The organism is Marinomonas sp. (genome assembly GCF_039940335.1).
Taxonomy (GTDB): domain Bacteria; phylum Pseudomonadota; class Gammaproteobacteria; order Pseudomonadales; family Marinomonadaceae; genus Marinomonas.
Map to the genome: position 1 here is coordinate 144383 of NZ_JBDVGW010000010.1, position 13089 is coordinate 157471.

Sequence of the window (13089 nt, forward strand, 5' to 3'; positions counted from 1 at the left end):
TCCGCCCTTAGTAATATAAAATAGAGCATTGGGTGAACGTAAAACCACTCAATGCTCTCTCCACCTCAAATGACCAATACGACTTTAATTCTATGAAAGATATAAAAAATATTTTCCGTAATCTCGAAAAACTATTAAGAAACGCCAGCTGGTTTGACGACGATTGGGAAATATACAACCGTGGCCCTTACCTGCAACTCTACAAAACAAACTGGCACAACCACAACCAAGGCGGCGTTCATTTCGAAACCTTCATTGAAGCACCACAAATCAAACAAAAGTCGTTTCCTATCTGCATGCACGCCGAAGAAGACTGCCCTTCACAACCAGAGTTTATTGAAAAATTTCTTGAATTAGAAAGCGGTCGCATAAAAAGCTGGAAAGGCTACCAAACCATCGGTAAGGGTTATCACATCTGCGAACGCATCATGCCGCTTAACTTCAAAAACCTAGAACAACGTATCTTTGAAGAACTGAATCGACTGCGCCAACTGGCAGACAGTATTGAGCAAACACTTGACGAAGTGAAGGTTGAGCCAGAATGGTAAAGCGCCAGAAAAGTCCCTGCATCGACCTTTGTGATTTCTCTGGGCCGAAAGGCTGGTGCTTGGGTTGCGCTCGTACTCGCCTAGAGTGCAACCAATGGCAAAAAATGAAGCCTTATGACAAAAACAAAATAGAAAAGGAGCTGCAAAAACGCATGAACCAAATAAAAAAACAGCAGAGCATTTTAGGGTCTGAGTAAAATTAAAACTCAGTATCTCGCTTTTTCTTCCTCGTTTCATTTGAGCTTGTCCCTGCCCTATCAATATAGCTTTCGACAAATAATGTTATCGCACCCAGAAGGATTAATAGGAAGGGGGCTAATTTTATTCTGACCTCAATTATCCTTATGCTTCTCCCCTATTATCTCGAAGAAACACAAGCCAAGCATTTTGCGTCCTTTTGAGTAACTTTTTAACAACTAACTATTCATCGGCTTCTTCTTTTGAAGACTCGTCAAATCTCCGGTAAGGGCTGTAGTCAAAATCAACCCCTAGCACCTTATCAAAATGGCTACGTACCTTAGGGTGATCTCTGTATGCTCTACCCCGCGCCCAAACTTGGTTATTTGGTTCTATCTTTTCAAGTAGATAAATCGCACTAGCAACATTGAAGAGCTTCAAATTAGGTAAAATCACTTGCGAGAACCTTAAGTCTGCAGTGTCAAAGCTCCTGCTAGCACAATAATAAGAAGCAACCATTTTACAATAGCATTGCTCCCACTCATCAGAATCTGATAGGTCTAAAAGATATTCCCATTGATTGTCAGCAAATTTAGGGTGTTCATCACCCTCAATCCACTTAACTATGTTTTCAAAATGATTTTCAAGATCGCCATTTATGAACCAACCACAGGTTTTACCAACATCTGTAGTTTCAACCCCATGTTGAATTTTCAATTTAGAATCTTCGGCTAGGACTAGATAAACTTCAGGGTACAGAGATAAAAAGAAAGTTAACGCTTCAATTGGTGTTCCACTTGGAGATATATTATTGAAGTAATCAGGTTCACTAGCTACTGTGGTTGTAAGTAACCCTTTATTTCTGTCGGCGATTACACGCATGGCTTTTAAGTTAACAAACCTGTTCTCAGCACATTTTTCATCATCGACTTTAAAAGTTAACTTCCAAAGTGTCTTAAAAAGTGCCATTTCTAAATCTGGTGAAAGTCTTTCCAAATAACGGCTTTCAATATACTTCTTTAACTTTTTAAAAGAATTTAATGCGTCTTTTGCTTCATCTAAGTCTTCTAGAAACTCTTGAGTCACTTTTTGTGTGTAGAAAGGTGGCTTTATCAAAACCCCTTCCAAAGTATTTCTAATTAAAGACCTTACAGTCTCTTTATTTGGAGTATAGAGTTCGAGATTTTCTTTCAATACAGGGTGTGCAGATAAGTGGCGTTGCTTTTGTAAATAGCGCAAGTTCTCATATTCAGAACTATCAATCAGATTAGTTTTATTGAGAACATCATCCAATATTTGAAGCTCCCAACTAGCAGACTTCGGATCTGCTTGTTGGGAGCTTTTTATATTGTCTAAAATGCTTTTTGCCACTTTATCGTCATATTGGTCTACTAAAACTTGAAGTTTATAAACCAGATCGCAAATCGACACCGACCATAGCATCACAACTGAAGATCGGTAACATTTGTTTTGATATGAACTTATGACTTCAGAGAAATAACTCTTAGTTTTTCCAAAGTGAATTCTTTCAGCCAATGATTCCAATTCAAATTCTTTCATGCACACCTTTACTATAAATGACAGTTAATAATTTAATAGCGTGCATACATGTTTAAAACCATTTGAATATTTTAATTGGCAGCCGAGTTTTCAGCATTTTCAAAGCCATTCAAAAATCAAAAACTGGCAAAACGAGCACACTCATAATTCCTTTTACCTGCAACGAAATATTTCGACACTGGAAAATCTGATTGATTGATACTAAAAAACTTTTTGTGTAACGACCAACTAAAGCACACACAATCGCGACTATTTTTCAGGCTAGTCGAAAACAAAGATGCAGTAATACTGGCGCAGGCATACTTACATCGCCCTTTCACTTTTCCAAACCAACTAAAGGTTAATCCTGTTAATCTTTAGCGCTTCTTTCTCTACCTTTACCATGTTGGCTAACACTTCCTGCAATTCGTCCATATTGCTGTACTGGGTTGTTGGGTCGTACTCACCTTGAAAGTAGTGACCGGCTTCATTAAACACTTGACCAAGCTGAAATTTGTCACCCTTTTCACCACGCCCGCAAATTATGTAAACATTAAGCTCCATGTACCCTCCAACAAACAACACAATTAATAAGAACCATTATTATACATAGTAAAGAGTCTTGAGAAACCATTACCATACCGCTACGCAAAAGGGGCACGAAGGTGTGCTCGGCAAGGGGCGTAATTTAACTCTAACCAGAAAAGAAGACACGCATGTTAGGTATTTGAAAGATGGCATTTCAACGAGCTAGGCGATAGTTACGAGGAGGAATGCCATTTTCAAATGGCGGCAGAATTTGATAGGACAGGCATTTTTAAGGATTCAGAGAAAAGAAGACACGCATGTTAGGTATTTGAAAGATGGCATCCCAACGAGGTAGGCGATAGTTTCGAGGAGGAATGCCATTTTCAAATGGTGGCAGAATTGGGTAGGACAGGCATTTTTAAAGGTTCAGAGAAAAGAAGACACGCATGTTAGGGTATTTGAAAGATGGCATCCCAACGAGGTAGGCGATAGTTTCGAGGAGGAATGCCATTTTCAAATGGTGGCAGAATTTGGTAGAACAGGCATTTTTAAAGCTTTAGTGGTGTCTTGTTAAGCAGGAAAGCCCATACTCATGTGAGTATGGGCTTTCGGTGATTGCTCGCTAGCGCGTAACGCTTGCGTTATTTGCTAAGTTGCACGATAAGTTTGTTCATGCGGCTTACGAAGGTCGCTGGGTCTTCAAGCTGTCCACCTTCAGACAAGGTAGCTTGTTCGAACAACAACCATGCCATATCAGAGAAACGCTCTTCGTCTGCTTCCGCATCCATTTTCGCTACGATTGGGTGATCAGGGTTTACTTCCAATGTTGGCTTAGACTCAGGCAAGCTTTGTCCAGCCTGCTCTAGCAAACGACGCATTTGCAGACCCATGTCGTACTCACCGACCACTAGGCAAGCAGGAGAATTGGTTAGACGGTCTGTGGTGTTAACACCCGCCACCTTCTCTTCCAACACGGTTTTCATGCGGTCTAATAGAGGCTTAAGCTGTTCAGCTTTTTCTTCTTTCTCTTTCTTCGCTTCTTCGTTTTCTTCTTCTGCAAGGTCCAGTTTGCCTTTGGTCACGTCTTGGAAAGACTTACCATCAAACTCTTGTAGAGAAGACATCATCCACTCGTCGATACGATCACTTAGCAACAAGACTTCGAAACCTTTCTTACGCAAGATTTCTAGATGCGGGCTGTTTTTCGCCGTGTTGTGGTTTTCAGCGTAGATGTAGTAGATCTTATCCTGACCTTCAGCCATACGAGACACGTAGTCTGCTAAAGAAACCGTTTGCTCAACTTTATCTGTATGCGTAGTACTAAAGCGTAACAAAGCAGAGATCTTATCTTTGTTACCCATGTCATCGGCTGGGCCTTCTTTTAGAACGCTACCGAATTCATCCCAGAAAGACTGGTAAGCTTCAGCATCGTTTTTCGCCATTTTAGACAACATGTCCAATACACGTTTCGTCAAAGCAGCGCGCATTGAATCCACAGCACTGTCGTTCTGTAGAATCTCACGAGAGACGTTCAAAGACAGATCATTAGAATCCACTACACCTTTCACGAAACGCATGTACGGAGGCAAGAAAGCTTCCGCTTCATCCATGATGAATACACGTTGTACGTAAAGCTTAAGGCCACGTTGCATCTCACGGTTCCACAAATCATGTGGCGCTTTAGAAGGAATGTACAACAAACTAGTGTACTCAAGCTTGCCTTCTACCTTGTTATGAGACCATTTTAATGGCGCTTGGTAGTCGTGAGAAACGTGCTTGTAAAATTCTTGGTATTCTTCGTCTGTTACTTCGTTACGTGGACGCGTCCATAACGCTTTTGCAGAGTTAACCGCTTCGAATTCTGGTACTAAGTTCTCTTCAACTGGCTTAGGGTTACCCTCTTCATCCATCTCAGGGTAAACAACCTTTTCCATTTCAACCGGAATGGAAAGGTGATCTGAGTATTTAGTAACCAAAGAGCGTAGACGGTAATTGTCTGCAAAGTCGGCTTCATCAGACTTCAAGTGCAAGGTAATACGAGTACCGCGAGTGGCTTTTTCAATCGTCTCGATGGTAAATTCGCCAGAACCGTCAGATACCCAACGAACCGCTTCGTCCGTTGCAGCGCCAGCACGACGCGTTTCCACAGAAACGGTATCCGCGACGATAAAAGCTGAGTAAAAACCAACACCAAATTGACCGATTAGCTGACTGTCTTTTTTCTGATCGCCACTTAGCTGCTCAAGGAAGGCAGAAGTACCAGACTTAGCAATGGTACCAAGGTTAGTAATGGCCTCTTCACGGCTCATACCAATACCATTATCATCGATGATGACGGTGTTGGCCTCTTTATCAAATTCAACACGCACTCGTAGATTCGGGTCATCAGACAACAAATCAGAGTTAGCGACGGACTCAAAGCGAAGCTTGTCTACTGCATCGGAGGCATTAGAGATAAGCTCTCTTAGAAAGATTTCTTTGTTGGAATACAAAGAATGGATCATCAAATGAAGCAGTTGTTTTACTTCCGTTTGAAACCCTAACGTTTCTTTTTGAGTATCAGTTGCCATGTTTTTGCTTTCTCCTAATTTGAATGAACCTTTGCCTAAAACAAAGGGGTACTAAACACATGCAACATAGATAAAGCCTCTTGTTGTAATTTCAAGAGGCTAATACCTAATAAATTTAGGGTTATTTAAAATGAGGGAGAAGATAGCTTAAGAAGAGTGAGATTTGCGTACTAGGGTCAGGCCATCACCAATAGGAATTAAAGAAAGCGTCACCTCTTGGTCTTGGTGAATCATTTCATTGAGTTCACGAACAATGCGAGTATCTTTATCATCGAACGACTCATCCGCCACATTCCCCCACCATAAAGTGTTGTCGATGACCATACAGCCACCCTCTCGCAGCAATTGCTTACCCAGCTGATAGTAGGCCAGTAGGTTTTGTTTATCCGCATCAATGAAAATAAAATCAAAACTATTCGAATCAGTATCAAGCATCGCTTCTAAAACAGGCAAAGCCTTATCGCAATGAGTTTCTACCTGATCCGCAACCCCAGCTTCTTGCAGATAGCGCTTGGCGATATCGAGCCACATTTGCTTTTTCTCTATGGCCACCAGCTTGGCATCTTTGGGCATGGCCAACGCCATAGACAAGGTGCTGTAGCCGGTAAAAACACCCACCTCAAGCAACTTTTTAGCCCCTTGAAGTTGTATAAGGAAGGCCAACAACTGTCCCACTTCTGGCGATAGCTGCATTCTAGCCATGTGGTATTGAGCGGTCTCACGGCGCAATGCCGTTAAAATGTCCGCCTCACGTACCGAGTTATTAATCAGGTAATCATACATGCGGTCATCGACTTTAATGGTGCGATTGACCGGTTTGTTTTCATCACAAACAGCTTTGGGAAAATTAGGAAGCATGAGATTTTATAACCAGACCTCGGCTAAGGGTTTTAAAGGTTTTTGATCTAAATTCACGGCGATAAAGCACTGCGACAACAGTTACACTGGCCGCCATGAAAAAATATGGCCCTAGGAACCAACCACAAAAGGCCATGGCAAAATAATAGGCTCGCAAACCATAGTTAAACTGATTCGCTGCTAGGCTACAAATCTGCGCCATGTGATTGGCATAAAGCTCTCGCTCACTCTCTTCCACACCACGCTCGGTGGCCAAGGGTGCACTGCCTACCAACACCGAACAGAAATTGTACTGCCTGACCGACCAAGTGAAAGTAAAAAACGCATACGAGAAGATCACCACTAACACGATGATTTTAAGCTCCCACTCTTGGGGGCTAATCGGAGCCATCAAATAAAAATCTGAAATAATGCCGAGCGCTTTCTCGGAATAGTTAAACGCGGTAAACAAACCCGCAATAATCAACAAGCTACTGGAGGCGAAGAACAGGCTACTACGCTCTAAGTTTGCCATCACCGACGCATCGGCGATTCGGTTGTCGCGTCTTAATAAACGAGACATCCAAGCCAAACGAAATTGGTGCAATACGCTCACCAAGCAGGATTTTCTTTTTGCATTATATTGGGCGTATATGGCATAGCCCCACCAACAAGCAAAAAAGACAAACAGGGTTGCCAAATCCACGGGGTTTATTAACAAAAAGAACGAGTGATTAGCCATGATTTACTCAATTTTTAAGCGATCATTAAGGAAACCTAATTAGAGCATTTTTCTGGTTTTTTGTCCTTGCTTTACGGCTAAAAAATCACTACGTCATCCTTAAAAATAAGCAGGCTTTTTTAAAATAAAAGCTTGCATCAGCGCAATAAATCCGTAATATCACTCGCCGTCAACACGACATGCGGATGTGGTGGAATTGGTAGACACGCTGGATTTAGGTTCCAGTGCTTCACGGCGTGAGAGTTCGAGTCTCTCCATCCGCACCACTTAAATCTCTTGTACTATTTCTGTTCTACATCCTGTATTACCCTCCAAAAATTCAATAGCTCCTATATTTTACTCTAACGCTCTTGCTGTTTTTTTGGCATAAAAAAACCGAACCCATTGCTGAATTCGGTTTCTGTCTAGCAGGTTAAAAAATTACTTTTTAAGTGCCCAGGATACGGTTTTGCCTGCGTAGAAAGGCACAATATTATGACCGTCTTTTAATGTAATATTGCTTGGCACTACCCATTCTTTGCGCTCTAGGGTGACCTTTTCAGTATTACGCGGCAAGCCATAGAAGTCTGCGCCATAATGACTCGCAAAGCCTTCTAGTTTGTCCAGCGCATCCAGCTCATCAAATACTTGCGTATAAAGCTCTAATGCGGACCAAGCACTGTAACAACCCGCACAACCACAATCAGATTCCTTACGGTCTTTCGTGTGCGGCGCAGAATCTGTTCCCAAGAAGAATCTTGGCGAGCCAGATTTCACCACAGCGCGCAACGCCTCTTGGTGGATGCTACGTTTTAGCACAGGCAAACAATAGTTGTGTGGGCGCATACCACCGTCCAACATATCGTTACGGTTCAGCATTAGATGTTGAGGCGTAATGGTCGCCGCCACCCCTTCACGCGCCCCTAGCACAAAGTCGGCGGCATCTTTGGTGGTAATGTGCTCAAATACGACTTTTAAGTGCGGCACTTTATTAACGATGTTGACCATGTGCTGATCGATAAACTCTTTTTCACGATCAAAAATATCCACATGCTTTTGCGTTACTTCACCGTGAATCAGCAACAACATGCCATGATCAGCTAGCGCTTCAAATACAGGGTAAAGTGTCTCTAATGAGCTGACACCCGAGTCAGAGTTTGTGGTCGCCCCAGCAGGATACATTTTGGCAGCTAACACACCGGCCTGCTTAGCCGCTTTGATATCTTCCACACTGGTTTTGTCGGTTAAGTAGATGGTCATTACCGGTTCAAAATCACTGCCTTCAGGGCGTGCCGCAAGAATACGTGCTTTATATTCCAAGGCCAGATCAGCTGTGGTAACAGGTGGCACCAAATTTGGCATCACAACAGCACGACCAAAGCAGCGCGCAGTAGCAGGCACCGTCTCTAGCAACATGTCTTGATCACGAAAATGTAAATGCCAGTCATCCGGCTTAGTGATTGTTATTTCATTCATTACTGCCCCACCTTTCACTATAAAAAGTCACTACAAAATTCAGAATAAATTTTAAATCAAAAAAAACCGCAATAAAGCGGTTTTTTTATAAACGAACAATTAGCTGTCTTTACGCGGCGCTCTTGGGCGACGCTCACGGCTGTCACGATCACGATCGCGTCCACCATTAGACGGGCGGCGGTCACGTCCACCAGGACGACGATCACCAGAAGGACGCTTACGGGAAGGCGCAGCAGCACGTTTGTTCATTTCGTCTGCATTTTCCAACACAGCGATTTCAGAACGTTGACCACAAATACGCGTTTTGCCCAACTTGCCAATCGCATCAGCGGTTAGATTTGAAGGCAAATCTACCGTAGCGAAATCTTCATAGATTTCGATGTGACCAATGTAACGGCTTTCGATGTCCGCTTCATTGGCAATCGCACCTACGATGTTGCCAGGTTTAACACCGTTGCTGTAACCCACTTGCACAACATAACGCGTCATGCTCATGTTAGGGTCATCTTTTAACGGCATGGCATCAGCTGTCACAGGACGTTGTTTACGCTGCTGGCGTTCACCACGATCAGGACGGTCACCACGAGCAGGACGATCATCACGGTCACGTCGCTCGCGACGTTCTTGACGAACTTCCATTTCAGACAATAGCAATGGGTTTTTGCCCTGAGCCATGTGCGCTAGCGCTGCGGCCATTTTCAAAGGATCAACATCGTTGTCTTTGTGGTAGCTTTGTGCCAATTCAAGGAAGAAATCCAAGTTTTCGTTATCAAGAGTATCAGTAATGCGTTGCTTGAAACGAGAGACACGTTGCTCATTGATGTCTGAAGCAGTTGGTAGCTCCATGCGCTCAATCGGCTGACGTGTAGCACGCTCAATCGCTTGCAACATGCGACGCTCACGGTGTGCAACAAACAAGATTGCAGTACCAGAACGACCAGCACGACCAGTACGACCGATACGGTGAACGTAAGACTCTGTGTCATAAGGAATGTCGTAGTTTACAACGTGACTTACACGCTCAACGTCCAAACCACGCGCCACAACATCAGTTGCCACCAAGATGTCAATTTGACCTTTCTTGATGCGATCAACCGTACGCTCACGTAAGTTTTGGCTAATGTCGCCATTTAGGGCTTCACAAGCATGACCACGGGCCGTTAGCTTCTCAGCCAATTCAACCGTTGCCGCTTTAGTACGAACAAAGATGATCATGCCATCGTGTTCGCTCATCTCAAGAATACGAGTTAGTGCGTCTAGCTTATGCAGACCGCTTACTTGCCAGTATTTTTGAGAAATAGTGGTTGCCGTAGAAGTTTTCGTAACGATTTTAACTTCTTTCGGGTTATTCAGGTGACGGTTAGCCACTTGGCGAATAATGGATGGCATAGTTGCTGAGAACAAAGCGATTTGACGCTCAGCAGGAGTATGCTCAAGAATCCATTCAACGTCATCAATGAAGCCCATGCGCAGCATTTCGTCTGCTTCATCAAGAACCAGAGCTTTAAGGCCATCTAGTTTTAGGGTCTTACGACGAATGTGGTCCATAACACGACCAGGCGTACCCACAACAACTTGAACACCGCGGCGCAATTGGCGCAATTGGGTGTCATAAGACATACCACCATAAATTGGCAGAACGTGGAAATCTGGAATGTTACGAGCATAACTTTGAAATGCTTCAGAAACCTGAATAGCAAGTTCACGAGTTGGCGCCAAAACAAGAAGTTGGGTTGTTCTATCTGTTGCATCTAGACGAGACAATAGCGGAAGCGCGAACGCCGCCGTTTTACCAGTACCCGTTTGCGCTTGCCCCAGAAGATCGTGACCTTCTAATAAATGTGGAATACTTTGCGCTTGGATAGCTGAAGGCTGTTCGTAACCTAGGTCGGAAACAGCTTTAAGAACAGGGGCAATTAAGCCCAACGAATCGAATGTAGGCTGAATATCAGCGTCTGACATGTAAATGTGTACCTTTTAATGGGATGGATAAGGCGCATCACCATTGATGTACCTTACAAGAAATACCGAGGATAAAACCTGGAGGCGAAGTATATAACAAGCCTCAAAAATAAGCTACCGAGAATACAGGTAAAACTGTTTATTTTATAACCAGAGGTAAATTACACCGAACCATACGGCCCCTTGATCATTTTTTCGCTTCGGCTTCAGGGTGGGAATCGATCATTATCGCCAACCATTGCGTTCTAGGGTTCGCCTCGAGAGCGATTTTTACTATGATGGTCAAGGGAATAGAAAGTAGCATACCTACCGGACCAAACACCCAGCCCCATAAAATCAAAGATAAGAACACCACCAGAGTAGACAGCCCTAGTCCCCTCCCCATATAACGAGGCTCGATGACATTACCAACAATCAAATTGACCGCGAAAAAACCTATTCCTGTTAAGCCGGCAGACAAAGCACCTAACTGAACAAAGGCCAACATGATGGCTGGCACGGCCGCAATGATAGAACCAATGTTCGGCACAAAGTTTAATAAGAAGGCACACACACCCCATAGCACGGGGAAATCCACTCCCAGCAGCCACAACCAAATGGTAATACATACACCGGTTAAAGCGCTGACCGAGGTTTTGATGACAAGGTAGCGATTCACGGATTGGATAAAAGATTGAAAACCTTGCAAAGATTGGGATGCATCATTGAGGGCCAAAGACAGTTTTTTGGGCAACTCTACTGCCTCAAACAAAATAAACACGACGATCATCACCACCAATATCATATTGGTCAGGGCACTGCCTAAGCCTCGCAGAGCATTGGCGACCATCTGCATTAATACTGAAGGGTCTACATAGCTTTTCACCTGATCATAGGAGATTTGCAAACCGAGCTGGTTAAGCATGGCAATCGCATTAGACATTTCAGTGGCTAAGCGAGCTCGATAAGTTGGGATCTGGCTGGAAAAACTGTCTAAAGAAGCTCCCACCAATACGCCCAATGATCCAATGCCAACCATAATGAAAAGCACCACCAGCAAGATAGACAACCAAGTGGGCACATGTCGACGACGCAAACTGGCCATGACAGGCGCACACACAATGGCAATAAAGATCGATAACATGAGTGGCACAACAATTTGCGACGCGGCTTTCAAACCGGCAATAATAATTACAAATGCGGCTACCCCAACTAACCAGTGGGTTCCTTTATGCTGCTCACTCATGTTGACACCTTATCCTATCGGGTAAATGCTTTGGGCGTAATCGGCCAAATCTTGTAACATAATTTGCTTACTTTGCGGCAAGTCCGGTGTTTGTGCTATCGCATTAAGCTCGGCAAAGTAGGCATCCATATGAATGGAGCCGCCACCATCTTTTTCAAGCAATCTTAGCTGTCGGTACTCTTCCCACTCTTCCCGCTGGCTTTCGTTTAAATGTTCTGGGTAGTTTCTAGCAATATAGCGCATTAACATTTCAGGTAAACGACGATCATCAAATGACATTTCCAATTCACCCAGCAAGTTTGCAGGGGTGGTGCGAATTGTTTCCATACGCGCTTTGTCTTCACGACTAAAGAAGCCGCCTGCATAAAGCATCAGATCTGGGTCTTTTAAAATTGGGCGTTCTTCTTGGACATAGACATCACTAATTTTAGCGGCAAGCCCTGAATGCTTTTTGATGATGCTTAAATTTTGACGACACACATCACCATCAAGCTCTAAGCGTTTTACGACCTCTTCATCCTTTAAAAAAGTCGATGGAGCAACCGCAGGACACTTATTATAGTGAATGACTTTTAAAGGCAAGCGCGCCGTATCACCAAGGCTGTCACGGCTCGCAAATACTCGCTGACGAATTTCTTCAGCAGTTAAATCAACCAAGGGCTGAGCATCCGCCATGAGATCATAAACAATTACCCCGTTCTTGTTGGTTGGGTGTGGGGCAATAGGTACGACAAAGCCTGCATATTTCTTTGTTTGACCGAACATGCCACTGATGTGTAAAAAAGGTTTCATTCTAGCCACATCAATAAACTGCTGAAGTTCATGCTTTTGGCGCATTTTCACATAGTAAGCAAACAATTTTGGTTGCTTGGCTTTTATGAGTTTGGCTATTTCAATGGTGCCGTACACATCCGACAAGGCATCGTGGGCTTGTTCATGAGCGATATCATTGGCTTGCGTTAATGCCTCAAGCTTCATAGACACTTGCCCATCTTCATTTTTCGGCCAAACGATGCCTTCTGGACGAATGGCATAGGTCATGCGAACGAGATCGATAATGTCCCATCGAGAGCAGTTGTTTTGCCACTCTCTGGCATAAGGGTCGATAAAATTTCGGTAAAAGCCATATCTGACAACTTCATCATCAAAGCGAATGGTGTTGTAACCAAGCGCACAGGTACCTGGCTGTGATAATTCCGCCTCTATGGCTTGCATAAATTCAGCTTCACATAGACCTTCACGGTTTGCATCTTGTGGCGCAATTCCGGTTAACAAACAAGCCTGAGGTTGCGGCAAGACATCTTCGGCGAGACGGCAGTAAAACATAATAGGCTCGCCGATCGGGTTAAAGTCCAAATCTGTGCGAATACCGGCAAATTGCATGGGGCGATCACGGGCTGGGTCTACCCCGGTTGTTTCAAAATCAAACCAAAAAAATGATGTTGGAGCCACTGAGGTCACAAATAAGTCCTGTTAGCCGTTAAAGAAAAAGGTATTATACGCATC

Annotated in this window: 11 protein-coding genes and 1 tRNA gene; 3 read left to right on the plus strand and 9 right to left on the minus strand. The window is 43.7% G+C overall.

Annotation, left to right across the window (positions count from 1 at the left end; genetic code table 11):
• Nucleotides 1-32: 32 nt before the first annotated feature.
• Together ABJF92_RS06810 and ABJF92_RS06815 are read left to right on the plus strand one after the other, a co-directional pair.
• Nucleotides 33-548, plus strand: coding sequence for a hypothetical protein (locus tag ABJF92_RS06810; RefSeq protein WP_446815056.1), 516 nt, complete (start codon nucleotides 33-35; stop codon nucleotides 546-548).
• The gene (locus ABJF92_RS06815) at nucleotides 542-745 is read left to right on the plus strand and encodes a DUF1289 domain-containing protein (RefSeq protein WP_446815057.1); all 204 of its coding nucleotides are present in this window, start codon (nucleotides 542-544) and stop codon (nucleotides 743-745) included. Before ABJF92_RS06810 ends, ABJF92_RS06815 begins: the two co-directional genes overlap by 7 nt.
• 223 nt (nucleotides 746-968) lie before the next feature.
• Here ABJF92_RS06815 and ABJF92_RS06820 read toward each other — a convergent pair whose 3' ends face one another.
• The 5 genes from ABJF92_RS06820 to ABJF92_RS06840 form a co-directional block, all read right to left on the minus strand.
• A complete protein-coding gene (locus tag ABJF92_RS06820; protein ID WP_446815058.1) occupies nucleotides 969-2285 on the minus strand; it encodes a hypothetical protein in 1317 nt (438 codons plus the stop codon).
• A 333-nt stretch (nucleotides 2286-2618) separates the two neighbouring features.
• Nucleotides 2619-2828, minus strand: a complete 210-nt coding sequence (locus ABJF92_RS06825; protein WP_446815059.1) for a hypothetical protein — start codon at nucleotides 2826-2828, stop codon at nucleotides 2619-2621.
• A 605-nt stretch (nucleotides 2829-3433) separates the two neighbouring features.
• Nucleotides 3434-5362, minus strand: a complete 1929-nt coding sequence (htpG, locus tag ABJF92_RS06830; protein WP_446815060.1) for a molecular chaperone HtpG — start codon at nucleotides 5360-5362, stop codon at nucleotides 3434-3436.
• 147 nt (nucleotides 5363-5509) lie between these two features.
• Nucleotides 5510-6220 carry an O-methyltransferase gene (locus ABJF92_RS06835; protein WP_446815061.1) on the minus strand — a complete coding sequence of 237 codons (711 nt, stop codon included), beginning with the start codon at nucleotides 6218-6220 and terminating at the stop codon, nucleotides 5510-5512.
• On the minus strand, nucleotides 6210-6941 hold the full coding sequence (locus tag ABJF92_RS06840) for a DUF599 domain-containing protein (RefSeq protein WP_446815062.1): 732 nt from the start codon (nucleotides 6939-6941) through the stop codon (nucleotides 6210-6212). Before ABJF92_RS06840 ends, ABJF92_RS06835 begins: the two co-directional genes overlap by 11 nt.
• Nucleotides 6942-7122: 181 nt before the next feature.
• On the opposite strand from ABJF92_RS06840, the gene ABJF92_RS06845 reads away from it, so the two are divergent.
• A tRNA-Leu gene (locus ABJF92_RS06845) sits at nucleotides 7123-7207 on the plus strand.
• A gap of 154 nt (nucleotides 7208-7361) precedes the next feature.
• Here ABJF92_RS06845 and pyrC read toward each other — a convergent pair.
• The 4 genes from pyrC to sbcB all read right to left on the minus strand — a co-directional run bounded on the left by pyrC (nucleotide 7362) and on the right by sbcB (nucleotide 13044).
• Nucleotides 7362-8396, minus strand: a complete 1035-nt coding sequence (gene pyrC / locus ABJF92_RS06850) for a dihydroorotase (protein ID WP_446815063.1) — start codon at nucleotides 8394-8396, stop codon at nucleotides 7362-7364.
• Between the two features lie 99 nt (nucleotides 8397-8495).
• Nucleotides 8496-10358, minus strand: a complete 1863-nt coding sequence (locus ABJF92_RS06855; protein ID WP_446815064.1) for a DEAD/DEAH box helicase — start codon at nucleotides 10356-10358, stop codon at nucleotides 8496-8498.
• A 187-nt stretch (nucleotides 10359-10545) separates the two neighbouring features.
• Entirely contained in the window at nucleotides 10546-11583 is a 1038-nt protein-coding gene (locus ABJF92_RS06860) for an AI-2E family transporter (RefSeq protein ID WP_446815065.1), read from the minus strand.
• Between the two features lie 9 nt (nucleotides 11584-11592).
• Entirely contained in the window at nucleotides 11593-13044 is a 1452-nt protein-coding gene (sbcB, locus tag ABJF92_RS06865; protein WP_446815066.1) for an exodeoxyribonuclease I, read from the minus strand.
• Between the last annotated feature and the right edge of the window lie 45 nt (nucleotides 13045-13089).

Excerpts from the sequence above, each read along its gene's own strand:
- ABJF92_RS06815 (WP_446815057.1), top strand. The coding sequence starts at position 542 with ATGGTAAAGCGCCAGAAAAGTCCCTGCATCGACCTTTGTGATTTCTCT.
- ABJF92_RS06855 (WP_446815064.1), bottom strand. The coding sequence starts at position 10,358 with ATGTCAGACGCTGATATTCAGCCTACATTCGATTCGTTGGGCTTAATT.
- ABJF92_RS06825 (WP_446815059.1), bottom strand. The coding sequence starts at position 2,828 with ATGGAGCTTAATGTTTACATAATTTGCGGGCGTGGTGAAAAGGGTGAC.
- ABJF92_RS06820 (WP_446815058.1), bottom strand. The coding sequence starts at position 2,285 with ATGAAAGAATTTGAATTGGAATCATTGGCTGAAAGAATTCACTTTGGA.
- ABJF92_RS06840 (WP_446815062.1), bottom strand. The coding sequence starts at position 6,941 with ATGGCTAATCACTCGTTCTTTTTGTTAATAAACCCCGTGGATTTGGCA.
- pyrC (WP_446815063.1), bottom strand. The coding sequence starts at position 8,396 with ATGAATGAAATAACAATCACTAAGCCGGATGACTGGCATTTACATTTT.
- htpG (WP_446815060.1), bottom strand. The coding sequence starts at position 5,362 with ATGGCAACTGATACTCAAAAAGAAACGTTAGGGTTTCAAACGGAAGTA.
- ABJF92_RS06860 (WP_446815065.1), bottom strand. The coding sequence starts at position 11,583 with ATGAGTGAGCAGCATAAAGGAACCCACTGGTTAGTTGGGGTAGCCGCA.
- ABJF92_RS06835 (WP_446815061.1), bottom strand. The coding sequence starts at position 6,220 with ATGCTTCCTAATTTTCCCAAAGCTGTTTGTGATGAAAACAAACCGGTC.